General features: G+C 60.9%; 24 protein-coding genes and 3 pseudogenes. 15 read left to right on the top strand and 12 right to left on the bottom strand.

Annotated features, from left to right (window positions below; all coding sequences use genetic code 11):
- Positions 1 to 10 precede the first annotated feature (10 nt).
- The 6 genes from H4P12_RS16760 (at position 11) to H4P12_RS16735 (ending at position 6,532) form a co-directional block, all read left to right on the top strand.
- Entirely contained in the window at positions 11 to 3,976 is a 3,966-nt protein-coding gene (locus H4P12_RS16760; protein ID WP_187794805.1) for a baseplate multidomain protein megatron, read from the top strand.
- 18 nt (positions 3,977 to 3,994) lie between these two features.
- The gene (locus H4P12_RS16755) at positions 3,995 to 5,071 is read left to right on the top strand and encodes a DUF2793 domain-containing protein (protein ID WP_187794804.1); all 1,077 of its coding nucleotides are present in this window, start codon (positions 3,995 to 3,997) and stop codon (positions 5,069 to 5,071) included.
- Positions 5,068 to 5,355 (top strand): DUF6127 family protein, encoded by a 288-nt coding sequence (locus H4P12_RS16750; RefSeq protein WP_187794803.1) that lies wholly within the window; start codon positions 5,068 to 5,070, stop codon positions 5,353 to 5,355. The genes H4P12_RS16755 and H4P12_RS16750 overlap by 4 nt, the downstream gene beginning before the upstream one ends.
- A 115-nt stretch (positions 5,356 to 5,470) precedes the next feature.
- Positions 5,471 to 6,121: a YcbK family protein gene (locus H4P12_RS16745; protein WP_246449336.1), complete on the top strand. Its 651-nt coding sequence runs from the start codon at positions 5,471 to 5,473 to the stop codon at positions 6,119 to 6,121.
- Entirely contained in the window at positions 6,121 to 6,372 is a 252-nt protein-coding gene (locus tag H4P12_RS16740; protein ID WP_187794802.1) for a hypothetical protein, read from the top strand. Before H4P12_RS16745 ends, H4P12_RS16740 begins: the two co-directional genes overlap by 1 nt.
- Positions 6,341 to 6,532 carry a hypothetical protein gene (locus H4P12_RS16735; protein WP_343069852.1) on the top strand — a complete coding sequence of 64 codons (192 nt, stop codon included), beginning with the start codon at positions 6,341 to 6,343 and terminating at the stop codon, positions 6,530 to 6,532. The genes H4P12_RS16740 and H4P12_RS16735 overlap by 32 nt, the downstream gene beginning before the upstream one ends.
- Positions 6,533 to 6,541: 9 nt before the next feature.
- Here H4P12_RS16735 and H4P12_RS16730 read toward each other — a convergent pair whose 3' ends face one another.
- Positions 6,542 to 7,504 carry an SOS response-associated peptidase gene (locus H4P12_RS16730; protein ID WP_246449335.1) on the bottom strand — a complete coding sequence of 321 codons (963 nt, stop codon included), beginning with the start codon at positions 7,502 to 7,504 and terminating at the stop codon, positions 6,542 to 6,544.
- 237 nt (positions 7,505 to 7,741) lie between these two features.
- Here H4P12_RS16730 and H4P12_RS16725 point away from each other — a divergent pair, with 237 nt between their 5' ends.
- Positions 7,742 to 8,749 (top strand): AAA family ATPase, encoded by a 1,008-nt coding sequence (locus H4P12_RS16725; protein ID WP_187794800.1) that lies wholly within the window; start codon positions 7,742 to 7,744, stop codon positions 8,747 to 8,749.
- A gap of 3 nt (positions 8,750 to 8,752) precedes the next feature.
- A complete protein-coding gene (locus H4P12_RS16720; protein WP_187794799.1) occupies positions 8,753 to 10,021 on the top strand; it encodes a S8 family serine peptidase in 1,269 nt (422 codons plus the stop codon).
- 197 nt (positions 10,022 to 10,218) lie between these two features.
- Here H4P12_RS16720 and H4P12_RS16715 read toward each other — a convergent pair whose 3' ends face one another.
- Positions 10,219 to 11,316: a hypothetical protein gene (locus H4P12_RS16715; RefSeq protein WP_187794798.1), complete on the bottom strand. Its 1,098-nt coding sequence runs from the start codon at positions 11,314 to 11,316 to the stop codon at positions 10,219 to 10,221.
- Positions 11,317 to 11,337: 21 nt separating this feature from the next.
- Positions 11,338 to 12,087, bottom strand: coding sequence for a hypothetical protein (locus H4P12_RS16710; RefSeq protein WP_187794797.1), 750 nt, complete (start codon positions 12,085 to 12,087; stop codon positions 11,338 to 11,340).
- Between the two features lie 91 nt (positions 12,088 to 12,178).
- Between H4P12_RS16710 and H4P12_RS16705 the strand changes: the two genes are divergently transcribed.
- Positions 12,179 to 12,613: a hypothetical protein gene (locus H4P12_RS16705; protein WP_187794796.1), complete on the top strand. Its 435-nt coding sequence runs from the start codon at positions 12,179 to 12,181 to the stop codon at positions 12,611 to 12,613.
- A gap of 208 nt (positions 12,614 to 12,821) precedes the next feature.
- Here the strand turns inward: H4P12_RS16705 and H4P12_RS16700 are convergent, their stop codons facing one another.
- A complete protein-coding gene (locus H4P12_RS16700; RefSeq protein ID WP_187794795.1) occupies positions 12,822 to 13,733 on the bottom strand; it encodes a LysR family transcriptional regulator in 912 nt (303 codons plus the stop codon).
- Positions 13,734 to 13,855: 122 nt separating this feature from the next.
- Between H4P12_RS16700 and H4P12_RS16695 the strand changes: the two genes are divergently transcribed.
- The 4 genes and pseudogenes from H4P12_RS16695 to H4P12_RS16680 all read left to right on the top strand — a co-directional run bounded on the left by H4P12_RS16695 (position 13,856) and on the right by H4P12_RS16680 (position 17,788).
- On the top strand, positions 13,856 to 14,776 hold the full coding sequence (locus H4P12_RS16695) for an alpha/beta hydrolase (RefSeq protein WP_187794794.1): 921 nt from the start codon (positions 13,856 to 13,858) through the stop codon (positions 14,774 to 14,776).
- A 78-nt stretch (positions 14,777 to 14,854) separates the two neighbouring features.
- On the top strand, positions 14,855 to 15,805 hold the full coding sequence (locus H4P12_RS16690) for an alpha/beta hydrolase (RefSeq protein ID WP_187794793.1): 951 nt from the start codon (positions 14,855 to 14,857) through the stop codon (positions 15,803 to 15,805).
- 67 nt (positions 15,806 to 15,872) lie between these two features.
- Entirely contained in the window at positions 15,873 to 16,508 is a 636-nt protein-coding gene (locus tag H4P12_RS16685; RefSeq protein WP_187794792.1) for an SDR family oxidoreductase, read from the top strand.
- Positions 16,509 to 16,937: 429 nt separating this feature from the next.
- Positions 16,938 to 17,788 (top strand): annotated as a pseudogene (locus H4P12_RS16680) (site-specific DNA-methyltransferase).
- A gap of 11 nt (positions 17,789 to 17,799) precedes the next feature.
- Here the strand turns inward: H4P12_RS16680 and H4P12_RS16675 are convergent.
- Entirely contained in the window at positions 17,800 to 18,162 is a 363-nt protein-coding gene (locus tag H4P12_RS16675) for a winged helix-turn-helix transcriptional regulator (RefSeq protein ID WP_187794791.1), read from the bottom strand.
- Between the two features lie 108 nt (positions 18,163 to 18,270).
- On the opposite strand from H4P12_RS16675, the gene H4P12_RS16670 reads away from it, so the two are divergent.
- Complete coding sequence (locus H4P12_RS16670; protein ID WP_187794790.1) at positions 18,271 to 18,975, top strand: glutathione S-transferase N-terminal domain-containing protein; 705 nt, start codon at positions 18,271 to 18,273, stop codon at positions 18,973 to 18,975.
- 38 nt (positions 18,976 to 19,013) lie between these two features.
- On the opposite strand, the gene H4P12_RS16665 is transcribed toward H4P12_RS16670, so the two are convergent.
- The gene (locus H4P12_RS16665; RefSeq protein ID WP_187794789.1) at positions 19,014 to 19,175 is read right to left on the bottom strand and encodes a DUF3489 domain-containing protein; all 162 of its coding nucleotides are present in this window, start codon (positions 19,173 to 19,175) and stop codon (positions 19,014 to 19,016) included.
- A 64-nt stretch (positions 19,176 to 19,239) separates the two neighbouring features.
- On the opposite strand from H4P12_RS16665, the gene H4P12_RS19290 reads away from it, so the two are divergent.
- Positions 19,240 to 19,518, top strand: a complete 279-nt coding sequence (locus tag H4P12_RS19290; RefSeq protein ID WP_425498229.1) for a hypothetical protein — start codon at positions 19,240 to 19,242, stop codon at positions 19,516 to 19,518.
- Between the two features lie 24 nt (positions 19,519 to 19,542).
- On the opposite strand, the pseudogene H4P12_RS16660 reads toward H4P12_RS19290, so the two are convergent.
- The 6 genes and pseudogenes from H4P12_RS16660 to H4P12_RS16635 all read right to left on the bottom strand — a co-directional run.
- Positions 19,543 to 19,890 (bottom strand): annotated as a pseudogene (locus tag H4P12_RS16660) (helix-turn-helix domain-containing protein); the annotation flags it as partial.
- 59 nt (positions 19,891 to 19,949) lie between these two features.
- Positions 19,950 to 20,503 (bottom strand): annotated as a pseudogene (locus H4P12_RS16655) (IS5 family transposase); the annotation flags it as partial.
- Between the two features lie 271 nt (positions 20,504 to 20,774).
- On the bottom strand, positions 20,775 to 21,056 hold the full coding sequence (locus H4P12_RS16650; RefSeq protein WP_187794788.1) for a PAAR domain-containing protein: 282 nt from the start codon (positions 21,054 to 21,056) through the stop codon (positions 20,775 to 20,777).
- Between the two features lie 14 nt (positions 21,057 to 21,070).
- Positions 21,071 to 21,775, bottom strand: a complete 705-nt coding sequence (locus H4P12_RS16645; protein ID WP_187794787.1) for a hypothetical protein — start codon at positions 21,773 to 21,775, stop codon at positions 21,071 to 21,073.
- Between the two features lie 341 nt (positions 21,776 to 22,116).
- Positions 22,117 to 22,515, bottom strand: a complete 399-nt coding sequence (locus tag H4P12_RS16640) for a hypothetical protein (protein WP_187794786.1) — start codon at positions 22,513 to 22,515, stop codon at positions 22,117 to 22,119.
- Positions 22,516 to 23,383: 868 nt separating this feature from the next.
- Positions 23,384 to 23,770 (bottom strand): hypothetical protein, encoded by a 387-nt coding sequence (locus H4P12_RS16635; RefSeq protein WP_187794785.1) that lies wholly within the window; start codon positions 23,768 to 23,770, stop codon positions 23,384 to 23,386.
- Between the last annotated feature and the right edge of the window lie 6 nt (positions 23,771 to 23,776).

Below are 23,776 nucleotides of genomic sequence, written 5' to 3'. Positions count from 1 at the left end.
ACTTTTCACCATGGCAACTCTTGTTCTGGCCTCGGTCGGCGCCACGATTGGCGGGAGCTTCGGCGGCGCGATCCTCGGATTTTCGGGCGCTGCCATCGGCGGCATGATCGGCTCCACCATCGGCGCGGCCGTGGACAGCTGGATCGTCTCCTCCCTCGCCCCGGCCCAGCGCATCGAGGGCGCCCGGCTCGACAATCTGCGCATCACCGCCTCCACGGAGGGCGCCGTCATCCCGCGCATCTTCGGCCGCATGCGCATGGGCGGCAATATCGTCTGGGCAACGGATTTCCGCGAGGAGACCCGCACCAGCCGCCAGGGCGGCGGCAAGGGCGGCGGGCCCAAGGTCGAGACCACGGAATACCTCCATTATGCCTCGTTTGCGGTCGCATTGTGTGAAGGCGAGATCACCGGCATCGGGCGCATCTGGGCGGACGGCAAACCGCTCGACACTTCGGGCATTACCTGGCGCTGGTATCCGGGCTCCGAGACGCAGGAACCGGATGCCTTCGTCGCGGCCACAATGGGCACAGAGGCCACGCCCGCTTATCGTGGGACTGCCTATGTGGTCTTCGAAGACCTGCCGCTCAACGATTACGGCAATCGCCTGCCGCAGCTGTCCTTCGAGGTCTTCCGACCACTGGCGGACCCGGACACAGCCGAGGGGCTGACCCGCGCCGTCACCCTGATCCCGGCCTCGGGCGAGTTCACCTATGCGACGGAACCAGTGCGCAAGGGCGGCAATGGCACCAGCTCGGCCGAGAACCTGAATGCCATGCCCGGCAGCCCCGACATGATCGTGGCGCTGGACCGGCTGCAGGCCATGGCCCCGAAAGTCGAAAGCGTCAGCCTCGTTGTCAGCTGGTTCGGCAATGACCTGCGCTGCGGGCATTGCACGATTCGACCCGGCGTCGAGGTGGCCCAGAAAGCCAGCACACCGCACCTCTGGACGGTCAGCGGCATCCCCCGCGATCAAGCTCATCTGGTCAGTCGCGACGATCAGGATCGCCCGGTCTATGGCGGCACCCCGGCCGATTTCGCGGTGGTGCAGGCGATCCACGAGATGAAGGCGCGCGGGCTGCGGGTCACCTTCTATCCCTTCATCCTCATGGATGTGCCGCCCGGGAACACGCTGCCGGACCCGTATTCGGACGATGCCGCCGGAACCGGCCAGCCCGCCTTTCCATGGCGCGGGCGGATCACCTGTTCGCCCGCCGCGGGTCAGGCCGGGAGTGTCGACCAGACCTCGGCGGCCGGGGACCAGGTCGCGGCTTTCTTCGGCACGGCCAGCACGGGCGATTTTACCGTCACGGGCGATGAGGTGCGCTGGACCGGCGATCCGGCCGACCACGGGCTGCGGCGCATGGTGTTGCATTACGCCCATCTCTGCGCGGTGGCGGGTGGCGTCGATGCCTTCCTGATCGGCTCGGAGATGCGCGGGTTGACCACGATCCGGGCAAGCGGGAACAGCTATCCGGCCGTCACGGCCTTCCGCGCGCTGGCCGCAGATGTCCGCGCCATCCTCGGGGCAAACACAAAGATCAGCTATGCCGCCGACTGGTCGGAATATTTCGGGCATCAGCCATCGGACGGCAGCGGCGATGTCCATTTTCATCTCGATCCGCTCTGGGCCGACGCAGCCATCGATTTCATCGGCATCGACAATTATCTGCCGCTCTCGGACTGGCGCGACGGCTTCGATCACCTCGACGCCCAGGATGGATGGCCCGCCATTCATGACCGGACCTATCTGCAGTCCAACATCGCGGGCGGAGAGGGTTTCGACTGGTTCTATGCTTCCGAGGCCGACCGTGCAGCGCAGATCCGGTCCCTGATTACCGATGGCGCCCATGACAAGCCTTGGGTCTTTCGCCCCAAAGACCTGCGTTCATGGTGGTCGAACCGGCATTACGACCGGCCTGGCGGCGTCGAGGCTGCGACACCGACGGCATGGGTCCCACAGTCAAAGCCCATCTGCTTCACCGAGCTTGGCTGCCCGGCCATCGACCGGGGCACCAATCAGCCGAACGTATTCTACGATCCAAAATCCTCGGAAAGCTTCGTGCCCTACCATTCTCGCGGCTGGCGGGACGATGCCATCCAGCGTGCCTATCTCGAAGCGACATACCTGTTCTGGGGCACAGCGGCGAACAACCCGGTCTCGACGGAATATGCCAGCCGCATGGTCGAGGTTGCGGAATGCGCCGCCTGGACCTGGGATGCCCGGCCCTATCCCTTCTTTCCGGCACTGGGCGATGTCTGGACCGATGGCGCCAACTGGCGCCTCGGGCACTGGTTGACTGGACGGCTGGGCGCGGTCTCGCTCGCGGCTCTCGTCCGCCACCTCTGCCTGCGCGCCGGGATGCCGGAAGCCCGCATTGATGTCTCGGGCCTCTGGGGCGCGGCCGAAGGCTATGCCATCACCGCGCTTGAAAGCCCGCGTGCCTCGATCACCACGCTGGCGCGGCATTTCGGGTTTGACGCGGTCGAGAGCGAAGGCGTGACCCGCTTTGTCATGCGCGGCCGCGCGCCGATTGCCATCATCAGGCACGACGATCTGGTCGCGGGCGTCACCGGCGGCGAGGCGATCGAGCTGACCCGCGCCCAGGAGACCGAACTGCCGCAGGCGCTGAAGTGGCAGGTCGCCCGGGCTGATGAGGACTACGATGCCGCCTTGGTCGAGGCATCGCGCATCACCGTCGATACCGGCCGCATCGCCTCCGAGAGCTTTCCGATGGCGGTGCCGCCCGAAGAGGCCGAACGCCGCTGCCGCCGGGCCCTGCAGGAAGCCTGGGCAGGCCGCGAAAGCGCGGTGTTTCGGCTGCCGCCCTCACGGCTGGCGCTGGACCCGGCCGATGTCATCGCACTGGATCACGACGGGCGTCAGCAGCAATTCCGCCTGACCGCCATTGCCGATGCCGAGGCGCGCGGCGTCGAGGCGGTGCGCCAGGACCGCGAGGCCTATGACCTGCCGCCCGGCGCCGAGCGTCCGGCCACCCTGCCCCGCGCGGTGACATTCGGGCCGCCGGAGGTGATCCTGCTGGACCTGCCACAGTTGCGCGACGACATCCCCGCGCATCAGCCGCTGATCGCGGCGACCGCAAACCCATGGCCCGGCGCGCTGGCGGTGTATCGCAGCCCCGGCACCGACGGGTTCGAACTGCTCACCACAGTCCGCCGCCGCGCGAACATGGGCCGTCTCGCATCGGACCTCTGGCCCGGTCCCACATCCCGCTTCGACATAGGCAATGTCCTCATCCTCGATCTCGCCAGTGGCCAGTTGGACAGCGTCAGCGATCTGGCCCTCCTCAGTGGCGCCAATGCGCTGGCGGTGGAAACGGCACCGGGACGCTGGGAGATCGTCCAGGCGGGCCATGCCGAGCTGATCGCGCCGGGAAGATATCGCCTGACCCGGCTCCTGCGCGGCCAGCGCGGCACCGAGCATGCCATGGGCAATCCCACCCCGGCCGGGGCCCGTGCAGTCCTGCTGAACGAAGCACTGACCCCGCTGCCGATCCCGGAAGCCGATCTCGGCATTCCCTTCAACTGGCGCATCGGTCCCGCCCGCCATCCGGTCAGCAGCGAGAGTTTCGCAGCCGTCAGTTTCACGCCCGAGGGCGAAGGACTGCGTCCGTTCTCGCCAGTTCACATCGAGCAACCGTGGCGGCGCCCGCATAGCCCTGGCGATCTGACGATCCGCTGGACACGGCGCTCCCGCACTCTCGCCACCGACAGCTGGCAGGGCATGGAGGTGTCGATTGGCGAAGAACAGGAAAGCTATGAGGTCCGGATCATGGACGGAAACGCCGTCAAGCGGGTCCTGACCAGCACTGCGCCTTTTGCCACCTACACCGCCGGGCAACAGACCGCCGATTGGGGCGCAGTACTGGCGCCAGGCGACAGTCTGACCATCAGCATCTGCCAGCTCTCAGCACGCATCGGGCGCGGTACCGCCATCACCACCACGCTTTATCTCTGAATACCGGGAAACCCCAAAATGTCCGACAGCACCACCAATCTGCTGCTGCCATATCTGATGGCGGCGCAGGCGCAGAAACATGTCACCCATAATGAAGCCCTGCGTCTGCTCGACGGGCTGGTGCAGCTCTCGGTCAAAAGCCGGGGACTGAGCGCGCCGCCAGCAAGCCCCGCCGATGGAGACCGCTATATCGTTGCCTCCGGCGCGACGGGCGGCTGGGCGGGCTGGCATCTGAACGTCGCCCTCTGGACCGATGGGACCTGGCTGCGCCTGCCTCCCCGCGAGGGCTGGCGGGCATGGGTGGAAGATGAGGAACTGCTGCTGGTCCGCAATGGTGCCGACTGGCAGCCGGTGATCCCAACCACGCTCGACGATCTGACCCGCCTCGGCATTGGCATGGCAGCAAGCGCAGGTTCGCCCTTCTCGGCCAAGCTGAACAGCGCCCTCTGGACCGCGCTCTATGCGGCCGATGGCGGTAGTGGCGATCTGACCCAGACCCTGAACCGGGAGACGGACGGTGACGATGCCGGGCTGATCCTGCAGACGGATTTCTCGACCCGCGCGCTGATGGGCATGTTCGGCTCCGATCAGCTGCGCATCGCCGTCTCACCCAACGGGTTGGTTTTCCGCGATGCGCTGGGCGTCGATCCAGCGACGGGGATTGCAGACCAGCCGAACCTGCCGCGCTTCAAGGCTTATACGAATTACGACAACTATGTCGGCGTGGATACCTGGACGACGCTCGGCATCAATACCGCCGAATATAACGACCAGGGCTGCTTTGACGCGGGCACCAATCGCTTCGTGGCCCCGGTCACCGGGACGTACCTCTTCGGCGCATCGCTGCTCTACAAGATCAATGCCAGCAGCAATGCCCGGATGCGCGCACGGCTGGTGCTGAACGGGTCCACGGAGATCCGGGGATCGTTCGGCGAGATTTCCAGCGCCCACGTCTCCGAGGCCACCGCACTTTGGCTGCAGACCATGGTGCCGCTGGATGCAGGCGACACCGTCGCGCTGCAGGGGGCATTCCGGGCGGCGGATGGGTATTTCGCGGCCGACCACACCACATTCTGGGGAACGAAGATCGGATGACACCCAAACGTCTCGACGACATGCTGCAGATGAGCGAGAGCGAATTCGAGGAACTGCTCGCCCGGGCCGCGCAGGAAGGCGCACGCCGCGCCCTTGTGGACGCAGGTCTCGACGGCAGGGAAGCCGCGCTCGATATTCGCGATCTGCGCGCGCTGCTGGAAGGTATCCGCCTCATGCGTCGCACCGCTGCCCATACCATCATCCGCATGCTGACCGCAGGTCTGATCCTAACCCTGCTGGCCGGGATCGCGCTGAAGCTGAAACTCTTCGGCGAAGGCGGCTGATCCGCCGCGCGGCGCACACCGCCAACCCTTACAACACCATTCACCCCACGACCCGCCCTCCCGGCGGGTCTTTTCATATCCGGAGGATCCTCATGACCACCCGTTTCTACCGCCATTGGCGCGACGTCCCCAAGGACATCTGGCGCTGGCCGAATTTCTCGCCCGCCGAAATCGCCGCCGCGGCACCGGATCGATCCTGATCCATGACGCAGCCCTCGACCGGTTGCAGGCGCTGCGCACGCGCCTCGGCAAGCCGCTGATCGTGAACTCGGCCTATCGCAGCCCGGAGCACAATGCCCGGGTGCGTGGCGCGAAGCGCTCCAAGCATCTGGAAGGCACCGCTTTCGATATCTCCATGGCCAATCACGATCCGGCAGTCTTCGAGAAAGCCGCGCGGGCCGAGGGCTTTCTGGGCTTCGGTACCTATCCGCGCTCGGGCTTCATGCATATCGATCTCGGCCCCGCCCGGCGCTGGGGCGATCCCTTCCCGGCCCGCGCCATCCCCTTCGCTGAAGAGCAGCCGCCCGCGCGGGAACATCTGGCGGACAGCCGCACGATGAAGGGCAGCGGCGCGGCAGGACTGGCCACGGTTGGTGCTGCCGGGATCGAAATGGCGCAGGACACGCTCAGCAATGCGCAATCGGCCATCCAGCCGCTGATCCCTTATCTCGACACCCTGCGCTGGGCCTTCATCGCCCTGGCGCTGGCCGGGATCGGCCTGACCGTCTGGGCCCGGCTCGACGACTGGAACCGGGGGCGGCGCTGATGGGCGCCCTCGCTGCGCTGCTGGCGTCGTGCTGGGCGCGGCGTCTGGCCATAGGGACCGCGCTGATCGGCGCGGTCCTGCTTTTCCTCCTCAACCTGCGGCAGGCCGGTGAAACCGCCGGTCGCCATGCCGAACGCCTGAACCAGATGGAGCGCCAGAATGACATTCAACGCCGCATGCTGGAGGCATCCAGCAACCGCCCTCGTGATCGCAACGAGCTTGCTGACCGCCTGCGAGACGGGCGGTTTTGATCCGGGCGGGGCGGTCTGTCCGCCGGTGGTCGCTTACGATCAGGCGCTGCGTGAACTGGCGGCAGAGGAGTTGAAGGCATTGCCCGAAGGTGCAGTGCTGGTCGGGATGATGGCGGATTATGCCGTCATGCGGGCGCAGGCGCGGGTGTGCGCTGACTGATCGCCGGTGTCAGGACGCCTCGGGCGGGGCGTCCACCAGCGCCAATGCGCTATCCGGCAGCGGGCGTTGCAGCTTGCTGGCGACTTCGATTGGTGCCGAAAGCCAGGTCTCCCAATCCCGGGGATCGGTCAGGATGACCGGCATGGCCTTCGGATGCACCGATTTCACCTCGGCATTGGGGGCGCAGGTCAGAAAGGCATAAAGATCGTCCGTCGTCTCGCCGTCCTTCACCTTCCGAACCGATGTCCAGCCCCGAACCTCAATCCCAGCGAAGAACATCGGCGTTTCTGCTTCCGACGGCGCGAACCACTGATTGCCGCCCTTGATCGGTTCGGCAAAGGCCGTGACAGGCACCAGGCAGCGATGCACCGGGCCGAGCCAGCGCCGCCAATGTGGCGAGGTCAGGTTGCGGACATTGATGACGCCCGGATCCCGCTGGGTCTTCAGGACAGAAGGCGGCGCTGGCATCCCCCACCGTGCCTTCACCAATTCCAGCGAATTGCCATCATGGCGGATGATCGGTGCCAGCTGATCGGGATAGACCTTGCCCGGCGCGACATTGCCAGCGCGATCGGTCATGGTCAGCCCCTTGAAAAGCTGGCGCATCGCCTCCTGCGTGGTGGTCTGATTGTAAAGGTTGCACACGGTGTCGTCGTCCTCGGAACGGCCAAAGGGCAGATAGGGTGAACTGTAGCCCGGCAGACATGTTCCGTCAGCCAGTTCCAGATCCGGAAAGGCAGTCAGGCAGGCGCTGGCCGCATCCGGCTCACGGAAATAAAGCGCGATCCGGTCCCGCGTGCCACCGCGCCCACCGCCATGCCAGGCATAGTTGCCGCGGCCGATCCGCGTCGCCAGCCACTCATGAAGCGCGTCGGACCGACGACCAAAGCCCATCTCCGGTACGCAGATCAGCACCCGGACCGGGAAGGCCGAATCGTCGATCTTGGCTTGGGGCGTGCTGCGTCGCGTCATGGATCGAAACAAATACAGAACATTGTTGCGGTTTGATAGTCGATCTTGCGTAGCAGTCTGTTGCTGGGTAGTCGTCGAAGGCACCGAGAAGCGATTCCGCAGCAGAGAAATACCGGTTAATCTTTGACGTCAAATCCGTCGAAAGGTCGGCGAATTTGACCATGGGCGGCACTATTCATTTCGATTGGCAACGCGAGGCTTCACGTCTAGACTCGCTATACGAGCCCATGAAAACCAATGTCCAATACCAAGCAAATCCTTTCTATGTTGCGCAGTCGCGCAGAAGGCGACGAGGACCAGTTCCTTGCGATCGCCCTGCAAGTTGCTGCGGCTGAAGCGCGCCAGGGGCGACGTAGCAACGCCGAGCAGCTTCGAGCTGCAGTTGAGGAGTTGCGGCGCAGCAGAGGGGACAAGCCATCGGTTCGAGTTTCCTTAGCTCGCCCTCGTGGTGATCTCGAAGGTTTACTCGATCTTCGCGAACCTAGGTTGAAACTTTCCCAAGTTGTCCTGGCCGGACCTCTCCGCGAAAAGCTAGATCGCGTTGTGGTGCAGCAAGACCGCCGCGCTTGGCTTCGCGAAGGCAATCGAACACCTTCACGACGGCTTCTTTTTGCTGGACCGCCGGGGTCTGGAAAAACTCTGACTGCGGAGGCGCTGGCAGGTGAGCTGCGCCTACCTTTCTTCGTCGTAAGGCTTGAAGGGCTGATCACGCGTTACATGGGTGAAACTTCCGCCAAATTGAGACTGGTTTTCGACGAGACGATCAAGCATCGCGGAGTCTACCTATTCGATGAATTTGATGCTGTCGGCGGGAGACGAGACGCGACGAATGATGTGGGCGAAATGCGGCGAGTGCTGAACAGCTTTCTGCAATTTATGGAAGAACCTACGTCTACAGATAGCCTAGTTTTAGCAGCGACAAACCACCCCGAACTTCTCGATCGAGCTTTGCAGCGCAGATTTGACGAGGTTCTGAGCTTCGATATGCCGTCTCCTGACGAGATCTGTGAGGTTATCCGCAATCATCTACGACCGATGAAGTACCCTCGGATTGCATGGAGCAAAATAGTCGAAGCAGGGTCAGGGCTTAGCCAAGCTGAACTTGCGCGCGCGGCCGACGAGGCGGCGAAGGTCGCCTTGTTGTCGGAACGCAATGTAGTGCGCACTGAGGATCTGTTACAGCAGCTCACGGCTCGTCACGATATGCGCAACATCTTTAACGGTAACCAAGAGATTTCGGGCTAGAGTTTGGCTGATTACGACCGTGGGCATATCGATATTACATCCCTGCTGACGCCGCATTCTTACATGGCTCATCAGGCGCGAGGCGGGACAACCTTTGCCCGTAACCGCGAGCAACATGGAGATCGATTGAGTGCGGGTCTAGCCGCATCGTTCGAAACCACAGAGGCCCGTCGTCCAAAGCAAGACGCGCTTCCGCCCGGAGTTACTCTTGGCGAAGGGGCATTCGTGACAGTTTTACTCGACCGCGCCGCCAAAGAGCTCGACATCGAAAAGATCGATAAGGGCATTCGTCAAAGTGCAGCCGGAGAGGATGGCGATAAGCGCAAAATGGTCCTGCACGTCCGTGATCAGGACGCAAGGGACTATATCACCGAACGCGTCGAGCGTTATCGAACTGGAGCTTTGACTGAGAAAGGCAATCCTCCACTGGCGGGCGAAATGCAGCCGATAGAAGGCTTTGCACCAACAGAGCTCATCGACCTTTGGCGAGAGGATCCCGCACTACTGCCACCAGCAGATGGTACTGCGTCATGGTGGGGCCTATGGTGCTGGGACATTTACGCCGACGAGGTAGTTGGTCTTTCCCGCGCGCTCGATATGCAGGTAGCCCCCGAGGAAAGATGGAGTACTTTCCCTGATGTTCGCATCATCCCTGTCCATGCTACCCGTTGCCAGCTTGAAAAAATGCTCAATATTGGGCAACCCGGCCTAGCCGAGATCGGCTTTGCAACCGACGACCCCGCCATTTTGGTCGATCTTTCCGGCCGGGAGCAGGACGGACTAGTAGACGATCTTGCAAATAGGATAGTTTGGCCTGGGACCGACGTTCCGGCAGTTTGCCTGCTCGACACCGGCGTGAACCGCGCACATCCTCTAATTGAGCCGGTTCTGGCGCCAGAAGATGTACAATCGATAGACAACGATTGGGGCGGAGATGATCACTATGATGGGCCGGGCCATGGAACACCAATGGCGGGCCTTGCGCTGCATGGTGACCTGACTGGGCCTTTAGCAGATGCCTCTACCCCGCGATTGCGACACCGACTCGAAAGCGTAAAATTTATACCGCCTATGCCGAGGGCCGATGATGATCCCGCCAATTACGGCGCAATTACGCAATCAGCAGTAGCGCTTGCTGAAGAGCGGAATCCTAACAGAAAACGGGTAATTTGCTCAGCAGCAACAGATCCAAAAATTCGCGGAGATCGCCCCACAAGGTGGAGCGCGGCCAACCTGCACGAAAACTGCAGACAAGGGTTGAGGTGGCGTTGAGGTGAGCTTGTCTTGGTCAATCAGGGGTGGGTTTTCCGCAGTGCAAGCGTCGGGACGGGAGATGGCGACACTTGGAGCAGCGGTGAGGATCCAAGCGCGGCCAGTTTCATTGCGCCCAGCAGCGAGCGAAGGGAGTGTCCTAAACTTTGTGTATCCAGCCCGGTCCATGCGGTTTGGTATATGTTCAGTCCCGGCATCTAGGGCAGATCGGGATGCTTGATCCGTTCCCACTGCTGCCCGTCGAAGCGGAAGATGTCCTTGTCGGCCACGGCCCAGATGACATCCCCGAAGGCCTGCGCAAAGAACGGCCCGCCCAACGCATATTCCGGATTGCTGTCGAGACGATTGAGCTTCGGCAGGCGCGGCTCGAACCGGCTGACGGCGTTCGATTGGAGGTCAAGCCGCCACAACCCACCGGGGCGGACAGAGGCGGGCATCAGCAAGCTGTCGCGCCAGGACGTGAACCCGTGAAACAGGTTCAGCCGGGTGTCGGCATTGACAGGGTTGAAGCCCCGCGCCCGGCTGCCATGCAGGATCACCCCTTCGCGGCCGCAGATCCAGACGCTGTCGGGGCTTTCGATGTGGATGCCGGCCAGGGTAGCTTCTTCCAGCGGCACTTTCAGTTCTTCGAGAGTCCGGCCGTCCCAGTAGCACAGGACAGGCTTCGCGCCCGGTCCGACCTCGCCGCAGATATAGAGCGCGTCTTCCGACAGGCCTGCGATGTCGCGGAAGATGATGTTGCGGGAGGCGGGGTTGTTGAGTCGATTACTTTCCCACCACTCGAGAAAGTCCGGGCTGTCCATATCTGGAGCGCTCATTAACTGTTGTGTGTCGGCCTGCCGATCAAACAGCACAGCATCCGTCAGTATCCGCCAGTCATCCGGGCCTTTGCGAACATAGATCTGCCCGCCGATCCCGATGACGTAAAGGCGCTGGCCGATCTGCCTCAGCGTCAGCACCTGCCCGTAGAACTTCGACCCCGGATTACTTGTGCCAGCCCCTTCGATCATCTCCTGATGGCGATCAGGGCGGGAGAGATAGGCGACATCACCTTCGGCCCCCAGAAGCGCAAAGAAGCGCGGGCGATCCGGGGAAACCTCCGGCTGTTCGATCACCGCGATGTCCTGCACGCTGAGGGCAAAGTCGCTGACGAACCACTGCTCGCCCGGTGGGTTTTTATGCTCATACTGAAAGACGCGCGCGGCAGGCTGATAGATCGCCTCGTCGTTGTCCTCGTCGAGAACGGCAGAAATCATCAGCGTATCGGCGGAAGATGCGGCGGCGCGGGTGAACATGATCGTGGGCATCTGGATCCTCTATGGCACGGGGTAGGTTGCACCGCTGCGCAAGGCGGTGACGGTTTCCTGAGGCAGGGGTGGCAAGCGTTTGGCACGGAGAAGCTGATTTGGATTCCTTGTTCCGAACTGACCTGTAACTGCCGCCCGTATCTGCGCTCTGCAGTCTGGTCGAACCGCAACCATTGCTTCAGATGACGCTCGCACCACTGATCCTACCGTTGCCGTGTAAGGCGGCGTTGCGTTTTTTCCGATCGCTTCGATCGCTCCGTCTGCAAAATGCGCTTGATTATGCTCGGTGTCCTTCTCGGTCGCATTTCCCATCACGCAGATCGCCATGCCGTCGTTCAGGCTGGGCATGCTCGGTATCCGCTGACTGCCATCGTTTCGTGTTCCATAGCGCAAAGTCCAATTCGGGACGATATGATGTGCCTGCATGCCATAGCGACCACAGATGTTGCGCATGACGGCATAGCGGTCAACCTGACATTTCTTGCGATACTCTTCACGCTCTGTCACGCGCACGTTGTCTGGAACGGGTACGGCGCGTGGTCTTTCATCGACGTCATCCGCCGGCGCCGGCTGTGGGCGCCCCCTCACCTCATCGCCATACCATTCTTCCAGTTCGGGCCGCAGGGCGGGGTTGCCGCGATAGATCCGGCTTGCCTCTTCCGCCGTCCTGCGACGGAACGGATCGGGCGAATTCAGGTCGCGATACCAGTCCGGCAAAGTGCCGTCGCCCAGAGGGCTGGGGGTCAGGATCCCAACCACCGCCCCGAATCTGGCACCCCATTTGCCCCATCTGAGCAGCTTCGGCCCCAGTCCTTCAGGCTTTGGCAGGGTGGGAGGCGGTAAGCACAAAATGGGATCCTACACCCATGTTGATGCCGAGGTCGTCGCGGCCTGCGTGGCAAACCTGCCTAGTTCCCTCGGCGGGCTGCGCATGGCCATTCGTATCGCCGAACTGGCCCGCGCTGGCATGACACCGGACTGGTTGCCCGGCGCCGTGCCCCGCTGCGTGCCAGCCGAGATGAAGCGCAACCAGCATGGCACCCGCTCGATCACCGTTCCGGTCGGCGCCGCGCGCGTTCTGTTACATGGCAAATGGCGAATGGTCGAGTTGCGCGCCTGCCCGGTCACCTGGTCGCAGCATCCCGATCAGATCGCCGCCGCCCATCGCCACTACGAGCACTGGTGGCGGGCGCTGGACTGGGTGCGGGACGGGTTGCTCGCGCGCGGCATGCTGAGCGAGATCACCGCGACCGAGGCGATACCAAAGCGGCGACCGTGGAGGTAAGACGCAAACACGTGGAACAATCCGCTCTTGGCCACGAGCCACACCAAGTTACACGAAGCGGAGCCCCTCTGTCGTTTGCTTGCAGATGCTCGATCCCCGCTGCGCCTTCAACGACACTTGTCACATATTGGGTGGCGCTTTCTCGTTTCTGGAATGCAATGTCAGATATGGAATAATCAGACGCTATAGCGCCCACCGTAAGGTGCCGTCATTTGCGGCCCCGGCTGCTGCCACGCCACCGCACCGACTCGACGAACAGCCGGAAGGCGGGCGAGGCGTTGCGGCGGTTGGCGTAATACAGGTGATAGCCGGGCAGCGGCGGCAGCTGGTCCTGCAACACGGGCAGCAGGCGGCCCGCCACAACATAGCGCCGCACCTGATCGCTGGGCAGATAGGCCAGGCCGTGCCCGTCGAGCGCCGCATCAAGGATCAGGTCGATGGTGTTGAAGATCAGCGGGCCTTCGACGCGGACGCGGGTTTCCTGACCGTCCTGCATGACGCGCCAGGCGTTCAGCGTGTCCGAGGTCGGCAGGCGCAGGTTGATGGCGCGGTGGTCAAGCAGATCCTGCGGCGTCAGCGGGATCGCGTGGCTTTGGAAATAGGACGGCGCGCCGACGATCGACATCGGGATATCGGGCGAAATGCGCACGGCAATCATGTCGCGGGCGACATCGGCGCCTAGCCGGACCCCGGCATCAAAGCGGTCACTGACGATATCGGCCAGCCCGTAGTCGATGACGACCTCGACGGTGATGTCGGGATTTTCGTGCAGCAGGTCGCGGATCGCCGGAACGATCACCGTCTTGGCGGCATGTTCGACCGTCGTAATACGGATCCTGCCGGAAGGCCGGTCGCGAAACTGGCTGAGCGAGGCCAGACTGCCCTCGATCTCGCGCATCATCGGGGCGAGCGTGGCCAGCAATTGCTCTCCGATCTCGGTAGGGGCAACGCTGCGGGTGGTGCGCGACAGCAGTCGCAAGCCCAGCCGCGCCTCCAGCCGCCGGATGATCTGGCTGAGTGCGGATTGCGAGATCCCCAGCCTGGCCGCCGCGCGGGTGAAGTTCCGTTCCTGCGCCACGGTGACGAAGGCGGTCAGGTCGGCCATGTTCTCGCGGTTCATTTATCATCCTGCTTATAGGTTCAAGAAGTTTTAACGTATTATCAATTTCTGTTCCATCGCTCATATTCGGGGGAACCAGAAGGGCAGCCCGGGCTTCCCGCGGATGCGAACAGGAGATTGATATGAAGAAAATCAGCTTCACCAATACCAACAACCCCACCATCGACATGTCGGCGGTTGTCAATTTCCCTGAAGGTTTTGACGAAACCAAAACCTATCCGGCGGTCATCGTCAGCCATCCCGGCGGCGGCGTGAAGGAACAGACCGCCGGCACCTATGCGGCCGAGCTGGCCAAGCAGGGTTTCGTCACGATCGCCTATGACGCCAGCTATCAGGGCGAATCGGGCGGGCTGCCGCGGCAGACGGAAAATCCCTCGGTGCGGACGGAAGATGTCAGCGCGGTCGTCGATTACATAACCACGCTGCCCTATGTCGACAATGACCGGATCGGCGCGATGGGGATCTGCGCGGGCGCGGGCTACACGGCCAATGCCGCGATCAACGATCCGCGGATCAAGGCGGTGGGCACGGTCAGCGCCGTCAATATCGGCCAGATGTTCCGCAACGGCTGGGAAAACAACATCGCCGATGCCGATGCCCGCGCCATCATCCAGATGGGCGCCGATGCCCGCACGGCCGATGCGCAGGGCGGAGAGCCGGCGCGTTTCCCGCTGGCACCCCTGAACGAAGCCGACGCCCCGAACGAAGAGTTGCGTCAGGCATGGGAATATTACCACACGCCGCGCGCGCAATATCCGACCTCGCCCGGCTACATGACCGCGCGCAGCCTCGACCAGATCATCCCCTATGACGCCTATGCCAAGGCCGAGGCCTATCTGACCCAGCCCCTGCTGGTGATCGCCGGCAGCGAAGCGGGCAGCAAATGGATGAGCGACGATCTGTTCGCCCGCGCCGCCAGCACCGACAAGCAGTTCCATGTCGTCGAGGGCTCGAACCACATGGACATGTATGACGGCGAAAGGGAAATCACCGAGGCGGTCGGCGTGCTGGCCCCCTTCTTCGCCCGCAACCTGAAGGGCTGATCCGGCCCATCGGCCTGCGCGGGCTGCCCTGGCCGCCCGCGCTTATTTCCACCGAGTTTTGAAAAAAGGACAGGCATCATGGAAAGCATCACCTTCCGCAATCCCGACATGTATTGGGACATCGCCGCCGACATCCATTTCCCGCCCGATTTCGACGAAACGAAGAAATACCCCGCGATCATCAGCGCCCATCCGATCGGCAGCTGCAAGGAACAGACCTCGGGCAACGTCTATGGTCAGGCACTGGCGCAAGAGGGCTTTGTCGTCATCGCCTTCGACCGCAGCTATCAGGGCGCGAGCGGCGGCGAGCCGCGCTTTATCGAAGACCCGGTGCAGGCGGTCGAGGATTTCCGCCATGTCACCGATTATCTGATGACGCTGCCTTATGTCGACGAGGACCGCATCGGCGTCCTGGGCATCTGCGGCGGCGGCGGCTATGCCGTCAACGCCACCATGACCGAACGCCGCATCAAGGCGCTGGGCACCGTGACCGGCGTCAATTACGGTCGGCTGATGCGCGGCAATTTCACCCGCATGGACCCGATCGCCGCGCTGGAAGGCATGGCCAGGCAACGCACCGCCGAGGTGCGCGGCACATCCGTCAAGGTCGATGACCTGCTGCCACCCTCGGTTGATGCGGCCAAGAAGGCCGGTATCACAGATATCGACACGCTGGAGGCCACGGATTACTATCGCACGCCGCGCGGGCAGAAACCGCATGGGCTGAACCGCTCGGTCCCCTCGCATCAGGCGGCGGCGGTCGGCTGGGACGCCTTTCATCTGGCCGAGATGCTGCTGACCCGACCGATGTGCATCGTCGTCGGCGACAAGCCCGGCGCCTTCGGGGCTTACCGCGACGGGGCCGAGATCGTCGAGCGCGCGGCCAGCAAGGACAAGGAACTGGTCGTGGCCGAGGGCTGGTCGCATTACGACCTTTATGACAAACCCGAGCCGGTGAAGATCGCCTTGGACAAGCTGATCCCCTTCTACAAGAAGCACCTGGGCGTGGTCGCCGCCGGAAGCCGCTGACAACTGCTCCCCGGTGGCACGGTTCACCGGGGACCGCTGAAACAGACCAGATCAAGAGATCGCAGATATGACCAATGTCCTGATCCTCGGTGCCAGCGGCGCGATTGCCCGCCATGTCATCGAATTCCTGCACGGCAACGACGCGATCAACACCACGCTGTTCCTACGCAACCCCGCCAAGCTGCGCGACCTGAACACGACCGGCATGGCCATCGTCGAAGGCGACGTGACCGATACTGCGGCTCTGGCGCGGGCCATGCAGGGGCAGGACCTCGTCTATGCCAACCTGACCGGCGACATGGAGGTCATGGCCCGCAGCCTTCTGGACGCCATGCATCAGACCGGGGTGAAGCGGCTGATCTTCGTCACCTCGCTTGGCATTTATGACGAGGTGCCCGGCGCGTTCGGCGAATGGAATCGCCGCGAGATCGGCGCCTACCTGCCGCCCTATCGCGCTGCCGCCGATCTGATCGAGGCCTCGGGGCTGGATTACACCATCCTGCGCCCGGCCTGGCTGACCGACCGCGACGAGGTCGAGTATGAGACGGCCAACCGCAATGAGCCTTTCAAGGGCACCGAGGTCTCGCGCAAAAGTGTCGCTGCCTATGTGATAACGCTTTTGCGCGATCCGGCCGAGGATATCGGCGGCAATATCGGGCTGAACAAACCCGGCACGGATGGCGACAAACCCGCCTTCATGTGACGCGGTGCTGGCACCAGGCTTTGCCTCACGTCGACAAATCTCCGCTGCCGCAGCTCAACTATCGCAATCAGGGTGAGAACGAAGCGAAAACCCGTTGACACATCCGCCCCTGTTGACTCATGCATCAAGCATCGAAGAAGAGCGCCCGGAGGACTGACCCTTTCGGGCGCTTTTCTGTTTCGGACCTCCCGCCCCCTACCCTGGTTTCTCCCCGGCGCATCCTGTATTCGGGGGCGCAGCGCGGAAGTTTTCTAGCGTCAGGTGATTTCACCGGGGAATCCATCCTGAGCCCAGACAGCAAGCCTGAGCGCCGTTTCGGTCAATAAAACAAGGCGTTGGGCATCCCGTTGGAGTGGATTCCCGGTTTCCAGAATCGGAATCCACGGGAATCCACCCCCCCGAGAAGCCACCCAAAGCCACAGGACCACCCTGCCCCATGGACTCGCCCTTGCGCCGCGCCAGATCGAACTCTGGCCGATCGAGCACCTGCGCCCCAATGCCCGGAACGCGAAGATGCACGGGCCCGATCAGGTCGCCCGCATCGCCGCCAGCATAGTGCGCTTCGGCTGGACCGTGTCCTGCATGGCCGGGTACGATGGCGAGCTGATCGCCGGTCATGGCCGGGTGCTGGCGGCGACCAACTGGGGCTTGCGGACGTGCCGGTGATCCGGCTCGGCCATCTCGACGAGGCCGAGCGCCAGGCCTATCGGATCGCCGACAACAGACGGAACTCGCCGACTGGCGCGAGGCATGGGCCTGTTTCCCGGCGCTGTCGCCTATGTCTGCTATGGCGCGCTGCATACCACCACCGTCGCCGACAGCCTGATCGCGGCCGGGTTCGACAACCGCTCGCAGATCATCTGGGCCAAGGACCGGCTGGTCCTGAGCCGTGGCGATTACCACTGGCAGCACGAACCCTGTTGGTATGCGGTGAAGAAGCGCGGCAAGGGCCATTGGGCCGGGGATCGCAAGCAGACCACGCTGGGGCAGATCGCGAACAAGGATCAGGATGCGGAAACCGTACGCAAAAGCCGGTCAAATTCATGCGCCGCCCGATCCTGAACAATTCCAGCCCCGGACAAGCGACCTACGAGCCTTTCATGGGGTCCGGCATCACCCTGATCGCGGCCGAGACCACCGGCCGGGTCTGCTACGGGATTGAACTGAACCCGGCCTATGTCGATGTGGCCATCGAACGGTGGCAGAATCTGACCGGGTGGATGGCGGCGCTGGATGGCAGCGACAAGACCTTCACCGACCTGACCGCCAACCGATGCTGAGACCACGCGAGTCAGGTCACAGATCTGCTCTTCGGCGTCGCGAACTCATTATGTGGCGCATCAGGTCCGATGGCCTCCTCCCACCAGTCTCCTAAGGCATCGATCAACGGAACCAACCGTTCGCCAACGGATGTGAGATCATATTCAACATGCAACGGATAACCTTCGAACTCGGTTCTAGAAATGATCCCGGCATCCTCGAGTTTGCGAAGTTCCAGCGTTAACATCTTATGCGAAATCGTCGGATTATCCCTGCGTAAATCGCTAAAACGCTTCGTGCCATCTTTAAGATAGTAGATCAACAAAGTGGGCCAGCGTCCGCTAAGAACTTGCATGACCTCTTCGATAGGGCAGCGGGAAACAAGAGTCTTCATCTGCGCCTCGTGGTTACAAAAAAGTGCGTAATTTACTTAAGACTGACAACGCTTAGGTTCCAGTTCAGCTGCGCAGCGTGATCAATTGCAATCACGGAGAACCTGAAAGTGGAACCTATCTTAGTCTATGGCTTTCCATCGGGAAGTTCGATGGGCCTCATCGCCGCCCTTGAGTGGCTGGGCAAGCCCTATCAGCTCTGCCGCGTCGACATGTTCGGAGAGATGCAGGAGCCAGCGTACAAAAAACTCAATCCGCGCGTAGAGACGCCTGTATTCATCACGGATGATGGCGAAGTGCTGACCGAGAGTATGGCAATTGCACTGTGGCTCGCCGTGCGAGACGATCGGCACAGGATCAGCTTCGAACCGCAGTCCGATCAAGCCGACCGGATGCACCAGTTCATGGCCTTTATTAACACCGGCTTCACAAGTGCTTTCGGGCCTTTATGGACTGCATTGGAAATGGAGGATGATGATCCAGCCCGTAAGGAGGCGCTTAGAAAACTCGGAAAAGAAGCCGTCATCGAGCGTCATGATCGCCTGGAAGAGATGATTGACAAAACACCCTACCTTGTTTCTGAACGGCCGACGCTTGCGGATGGTTTCCTGATCGGTGTCGCTCGTTGGCTTGATTTTCACGATGTCGCAGAAAAGTCTCGCTGGCCAAAGTTGGCGGCTATCCGGCAGCGACTGGAAGAAGATCCTGCGGTAGCCTACGCTTCTGCGCTGGAAAACGGGGAACGGGCGCAAGGGAGCGGAGCATGCCAGGATCATCTCGACCTCTCTGAGGTGATACAACGCTTCGCGAAGTGATTTTGGGGCGCTGGCATGTACGGTCAGCGCCCAAGACCTCACTCGCTCTGCAGCTTGCAAACCCGCCCACGCACTTCGACCTTGTCGGACGTCACGGTCAGCCCCAGCTTCTTTTTCAGCGATCCGGAAATGGCGCCACGAATCGAATGATGTTGCCATCCCGACGCCTCGGCGACCGCTGCACGCCTCTCGGATATCATAGACTCATGGGTTTCGATCCACGCCCCCGCGAAGGGGGCGACTTTTCGAGACGGCGCACCGCACATGGATACGCGCGGTTTCGAGCCACGCCCCCGCGAAGGGGGCGACATCGATGCTTTCAGGGATGATCTGGTGATCGAAGTTTCGATCCACGCCCCCGCGAAGGGGGCGACGACCCCGCCGAGATACTGGCGAAGGTGGGGGATGGTTTCGATCCACGCCCCCGCGAAGGGGGCGACTTTCCGCGAGAATCTGCTGGAGGAGCGCCGCGCCCTGATGCAGGACTGGGCGGATTTTCTGACGGGCGGGATGATGCCGGTGAGATTGAGAGAGAGGCTCTGAACCTGGCGAACATTACTCCCGATGCCAAGCACATCGGGAGAGGTGCGTGAAGTCGGTTTGCCAGAGCTCGTTCGGGCGCGTGGTCTTGTCCCTGAACTCATCGGCGGCCCGGATCACCACATGGGCCGGTGCCGTAATCAGATCCTCGGCGCTGAGGATGCGATACACCGATGATTTCGAGACAAAGTAGCGTTTCTCGTCGGTGTATTTGACGGCCAGTTCCCTCGGCGTCAGGTCCTCATGCTCCAGCGCAAAATCGACAACATCGTCGCGAACCGTGTCCGGAATGCGGTTCCAGACCGACCTGGGCAGGGGCGAACGATCTGCCAGCGCGTCGAGGCCGCCATCGCTCCAGCGGGCAGACCAGCGCCAGCGTCGGCAGATTGCTATGGCAGTGGTCGCGGCGGCCGAGCGCCATGAGGGGATGGGGCTTTGTCTTGTAACGCTTCTCGAAACCAGTCAGCGTCATAGCCACGATCCCCGAGCAGCCATTTGACGTTTGGCAGGCCGCTGAGCAGTGCCCGTGCGCCGATATAATCGCTCACCTGCCCGGCGGTAACGAACAGGTCGATTGGTCTTCCCTGGCTGTCACAGATTGCGTGCAACTTGGTGTTCATGCCGCCTTTGGTGCGACCGATCAGGCGTCCACGCCCCCTTTTTTGACGCCCAAACTGGTCGCTGTGCGGTGGGCCTTCAGGTAGGTGGCGTCAATCATCACTGTCTTCTCTTCGCTGTGTTCGGCAGCCAGACCGGCCATCATCCTAGCGAACACACCTTTGTCGCTCCACCGCTTCCAACGGTTGTACAAAGTCTTGTGCGGTCCGTACTCCGCGGGTGCGTCGCGCCACCGTAAACCATTGCGGTTGATGAAGATAGTCCCACTCAGCACACGCCGGTCATCGACGCGGGGTTTGCCGTGGGACTTCGGGAAGAAGGGCTCAAGACGCGCCATCTGCGCATCCGTGAGCCAGAAAAGATCAGACATGTTAACCACTCGGTTTTCGAGCCGTGAATCACGCATCTACAAAAAAATCAATGGGTCCTGACCCTAGGCGCTGGATGCGGCTCTTCCTCCTGATCGGCCCCACTTTGGTGGTCCAGTTTGATTGTTAGTGCATGACCGGCGCGGGCTGTCCCACCCGAAAATAGGCACAATTGTGCATGCGGCAATAGATAACCACTTTCCTACGACAAAAAATGAAACGCAGGTGCCGACCCAGCTTGTTCGGAGATACACCATCACCGCCACAGCGCTTTCAATCGGAATTCAATGTCGGAACGCCCATCGCGATCTTTCCGCCATGCGCGGTCTGATCACCGACCCGCATGACCCCGCGCCCGTTGATCTTCACCACGTTTGATCCCTTGACCATCGGGTCAGGCAGCGGAGGCGTCCCGGGACAGCCGCATTGCCCGCCTTCGACCGCAAGAGGGATCCCATTGAATTTCACCAGAGTCTGACCGGGATTCATCACCGGGCCGCCGCCGTGGATCGGGCAGGTATGCACGTGGCCGAGAAGGGCAACTGGTTTCGACATAGCTTTATTCACCCTTATGATTGTTTAACCCGAGCCGCCGCCTCGAAAAATGGCGGATAAACGTCGGTCATTACAGCATCTCCAATCCAGCCAATCTCATCCGGCTGAAGAAAACCATCCTTATCACGCGCCCGCGCCTCTGTTTCATGCCAACGCATCATCTGAACGCGCTGTTCCGGCGTGACCGTTGGCCCAATCTTGCGCCACCATTCCCGAAACAGCATCTGGGCATAGCCATCCGCGGCCACCGTAGCGGGATCGTATTGAAACTCCTTGAACCACTTGTCCCAGAGAAAGTTATCCCAGTCCGATCGACGGGATTCATCTTCTTCCCACGCTTTTCGATCAAGTTTAACGCGTTGCTCCAGCGCAGCCGCGGGCTTATTGACCTGCTCGTTCCACGAGGCATGCAGCCGATCTCGTACATCGGGGCCGGGTCGACCAAGCTTAGCGAGTTCATCAGGTCGCCACCAGCCAATCGTATTGCCCCAAAGCGAAGCAGATGGGCGTCCTTCGAAGTCTTCATAGCTCCACATTTGATGGTCTAACGCGCGCCCCCATTCATAAATACGATCAACATCTTCACCGGCATCCTCCAGCCGTTCAAGCATCTCTCGCACATTATTACTGGTCTGGGTGTCAGGTCCCGAGGGATCATTATTCTCCTGCTTAGAGAAGTAATCCTCCGTCGCAGCGTGAACGACATCAAGCCGTTTCATAGGACGCAATAAAGTGTCATCAAATTCGCCGGCACGGTCTGACACCATCCAATACCAAGCAGGTTCTATATTCAATAGCTGTTGGTGCGACAGGCTTACCATTTTACAAGCATTGGCCTTTGATTCTGATTACGGAGTAAAGGATTTACCTGATAAGCACGTTTTGAGGACGGTTAATCCTAAAATGATCCCGCATACACGTGCTGCTTTGAGCGCCGGTGAACGATTGGCAGCCAGGCTGTTCCCGCCTAACGTCGCGATCTAACAGCCAAGGCCCGAGCACCAGCCGTCTGATCACGAAGGCAGGTCCGCTCGTGTCCATACTGCAATACATGGGGTATTCACCTTCTAGAATCGACACTTTTGAAAGTGTCCAAATCGGCGCGCGGTTCACGAATAGGCCGTTGCCCGATCCGATCCGGCCGCCTGACTGCGTTAAGTATCTCTTCATTGTCGGCACAAAAATCTAGAAAAATTTCCTCACCATCATTTATCTTGATGTATTTCACTGTGAAATCGTATCCCGGCAATTGGTCGAAGTAAGGGGACACTATATGAAAGAAAGCTTCATGGCACTTCTTGATATCAGAATCTTCAAATAGCAGTATCCACGAAGGGATCTCATGAAATTGCGAATGCAGTTCTCCCGCCGCTTCCTTCCATTCGCGACCATCATGTTGGCGCAATTGTTCCAGCGTTTCCTGCCTGATCCTTAGCGCGACCTCTAGTTCAGTGTTCATAATTTTGGCCTCGGTTGTGTTGGAAGATCGCGGGTCGCGGCACGGCTAGTATCGCCAGAAATGGCTGGACATCCACGAGTTCGCGATTCGTCAAGAATGTTCCGCAAACCACGCTGCCAGCCCTCGAGTTACTCAATATGTCCAACCCAGCTTCCGTAGGTAGGGTGAGCCTGCCACTTGTAATAGTGATTGCGGTCGAATCCATGCTGGTCTTCGGGCAACTCTTGATATCGCTGCTGGATTTTGTCCCTTCGCCGTTTTGCCGTATCTTCTAAATCTTTGCATTCGGTTGGCGGTTCACATGTCGAGCACGCTTCTGCGCCGGTTTGTGCTCCCGATAGATTTTCTTCTGCATCATCGTCAGCACTCTGAACCGTCAGAGCGCCGATGCCTAATGCCAGCAAGGCAAGGCAACACCGCCACAAACGAGCGCCTGAGGGCCTGTACAGAGCGCAGCACCCACTGTAGCCAATGCAATAACAGCCATTTACTTCCTCGATGCCCTGAAGGCGACCATTGCCATCAGATCGCGTACTCGATCGTCTGCCCTCTTCTTCCCATCCGGCACCGCAACATAGTCCGCAATTTCCTTTTGGCTGCTCATTCGCCCACCGGCGACAACTTGCTGAAAGCACCATCGCCCCATGGCAGCCTCGCTACGAACTCCGTACGCGTGCGCCTCGCTCATATAGCGCCCAGCCATCGCATCCAGCGTTGCGTCGTCATTCTTAAAGGTCCCGCCTCATATTACTTTGTCCCTTAAGAACACGCAGCGATACCCACTCCAGTTCTCGAGATCAGGCCTGCTCCCCCTCGACAGGAACTAAAAAGTACCAGAAAAATTACGCCAGCATCATATCCGAATGATTCATGAGCGCGTTGAGTTCATACCCTTAAATACTATGAAATCTCCCATCCCCATTGACGTTGGACGACGCCCCATTAAATGCTGATCATTCATTATCTCGCCCTCACCCTCCAAATAATCAGTTTGGATCTTTTGTCCATCAACCATCATAAGATAGGCAACAGTTATTTTTACAGGCTTAATCTCAGAAAAATGCGGCCGAACTATTTTTTGAAAAACGCGATGCACATTCTGAAGGTCAGAATCCTCATAGAGCAAAATCCAGAAAGGCATTTCATTGTATTGGGATTGCAGCTCGCTGGCCGACGCCTTCCATACGGTGCCGTCTTGTCGCTTTACTTCGCTCGCAACAAGATCAAGAATCTTACCTATTTTCTTCCAATCCATATCTAT

The sequence above is a fragment of the Paracoccus amoyensis genome (genome assembly GCF_014490725.1).
Taxonomy (GTDB): domain Bacteria; phylum Pseudomonadota; class Alphaproteobacteria; order Rhodobacterales; family Rhodobacteraceae; genus Paracoccus; species Paracoccus amoyensis.
This window is presented reverse-complemented; position numbering and strand designations above follow the sequence as displayed.

What these genes read in the sequence shown, in the direction of transcription:
- H4P12_RS16760 (WP_187794805.1), top strand. Translation starts at nt 11, where the DNA reads ATGGCAACTCTTGTTCTGGCCTCGGTCGGCGCCACGATTGGCGGGAGC.
- H4P12_RS16755 (WP_187794804.1), top strand. Translation starts at nt 3,995, where the DNA reads ATGTCCGACAGCACCACCAATCTGCTGCTGCCATATCTGATGGCGGCG.
- H4P12_RS16750 (WP_187794803.1), top strand. Translation starts at nt 5,068, where the DNA reads ATGACACCCAAACGTCTCGACGACATGCTGCAGATGAGCGAGAGCGAA.
- H4P12_RS16740 (WP_187794802.1), top strand. Translation starts at nt 6,121, where the DNA reads ATGGGCGCCCTCGCTGCGCTGCTGGCGTCGTGCTGGGCGCGGCGTCTG.
- H4P12_RS16730 (WP_246449335.1), bottom strand. Translation starts at nt 7,504, where the DNA reads ATGACGCGACGCAGCACGCCCCAAGCCAAGATCGACGATTCGGCCTTC.
- H4P12_RS16725 (WP_187794800.1), top strand. Translation starts at nt 7,742, where the DNA reads ATGTCCAATACCAAGCAAATCCTTTCTATGTTGCGCAGTCGCGCAGAA.
- H4P12_RS16715 (WP_187794798.1), bottom strand. Translation starts at nt 11,316, where the DNA reads ATGTTCACCCGCGCCGCCGCATCTTCCGCCGATACGCTGATGATTTCT.
- H4P12_RS16705 (WP_187794796.1), top strand. Translation starts at nt 12,179, where the DNA reads ATGGGATCCTACACCCATGTTGATGCCGAGGTCGTCGCGGCCTGCGTG.
- H4P12_RS16700 (WP_187794795.1), bottom strand. Translation starts at nt 13,733, where the DNA reads ATGAACCGCGAGAACATGGCCGACCTGACCGCCTTCGTCACCGTGGCG.
- H4P12_RS16695 (WP_187794794.1), top strand. Translation starts at nt 13,856, where the DNA reads ATGAAGAAAATCAGCTTCACCAATACCAACAACCCCACCATCGACATG.
- H4P12_RS16690 (WP_187794793.1), top strand. Translation starts at nt 14,855, where the DNA reads ATGGAAAGCATCACCTTCCGCAATCCCGACATGTATTGGGACATCGCC.
- H4P12_RS16685 (WP_187794792.1), top strand. Translation starts at nt 15,873, where the DNA reads ATGACCAATGTCCTGATCCTCGGTGCCAGCGGCGCGATTGCCCGCCAT.
- H4P12_RS16675 (WP_187794791.1), bottom strand. Translation starts at nt 18,162, where the DNA reads ATGAAGACTCTTGTTTCCCGCTGCCCTATCGAAGAGGTCATGCAAGTT.
- H4P12_RS16665 (WP_187794789.1), bottom strand. Translation starts at nt 19,175, where the DNA reads ATGATATCCGAGAGGCGTGCAGCGGTCGCCGAGGCGTCGGGATGGCAA.
- H4P12_RS19290 (WP_425498229.1), top strand. Translation starts at nt 19,240, where the DNA reads ATGGATACGCGCGGTTTCGAGCCACGCCCCCGCGAAGGGGGCGACATC.
- H4P12_RS16650 (WP_187794788.1), bottom strand. Translation starts at nt 21,056, where the DNA reads ATGTCGAAACCAGTTGCCCTTCTCGGCCACGTGCATACCTGCCCGATC.
- H4P12_RS16645 (WP_187794787.1), bottom strand. Translation starts at nt 21,775, where the DNA reads ATGAAACGGCTTGATGTCGTTCACGCTGCGACGGAGGATTACTTCTCT.
- H4P12_RS16640 (WP_187794786.1), bottom strand. Translation starts at nt 22,515, where the DNA reads ATGAACACTGAACTAGAGGTCGCGCTAAGGATCAGGCAGGAAACGCTG.
- H4P12_RS16635 (WP_187794785.1), bottom strand. Translation starts at nt 23,770, where the DNA reads ATGGATTGGAAGAAAATAGGTAAGATTCTTGATCTTGTTGCGAGCGAA.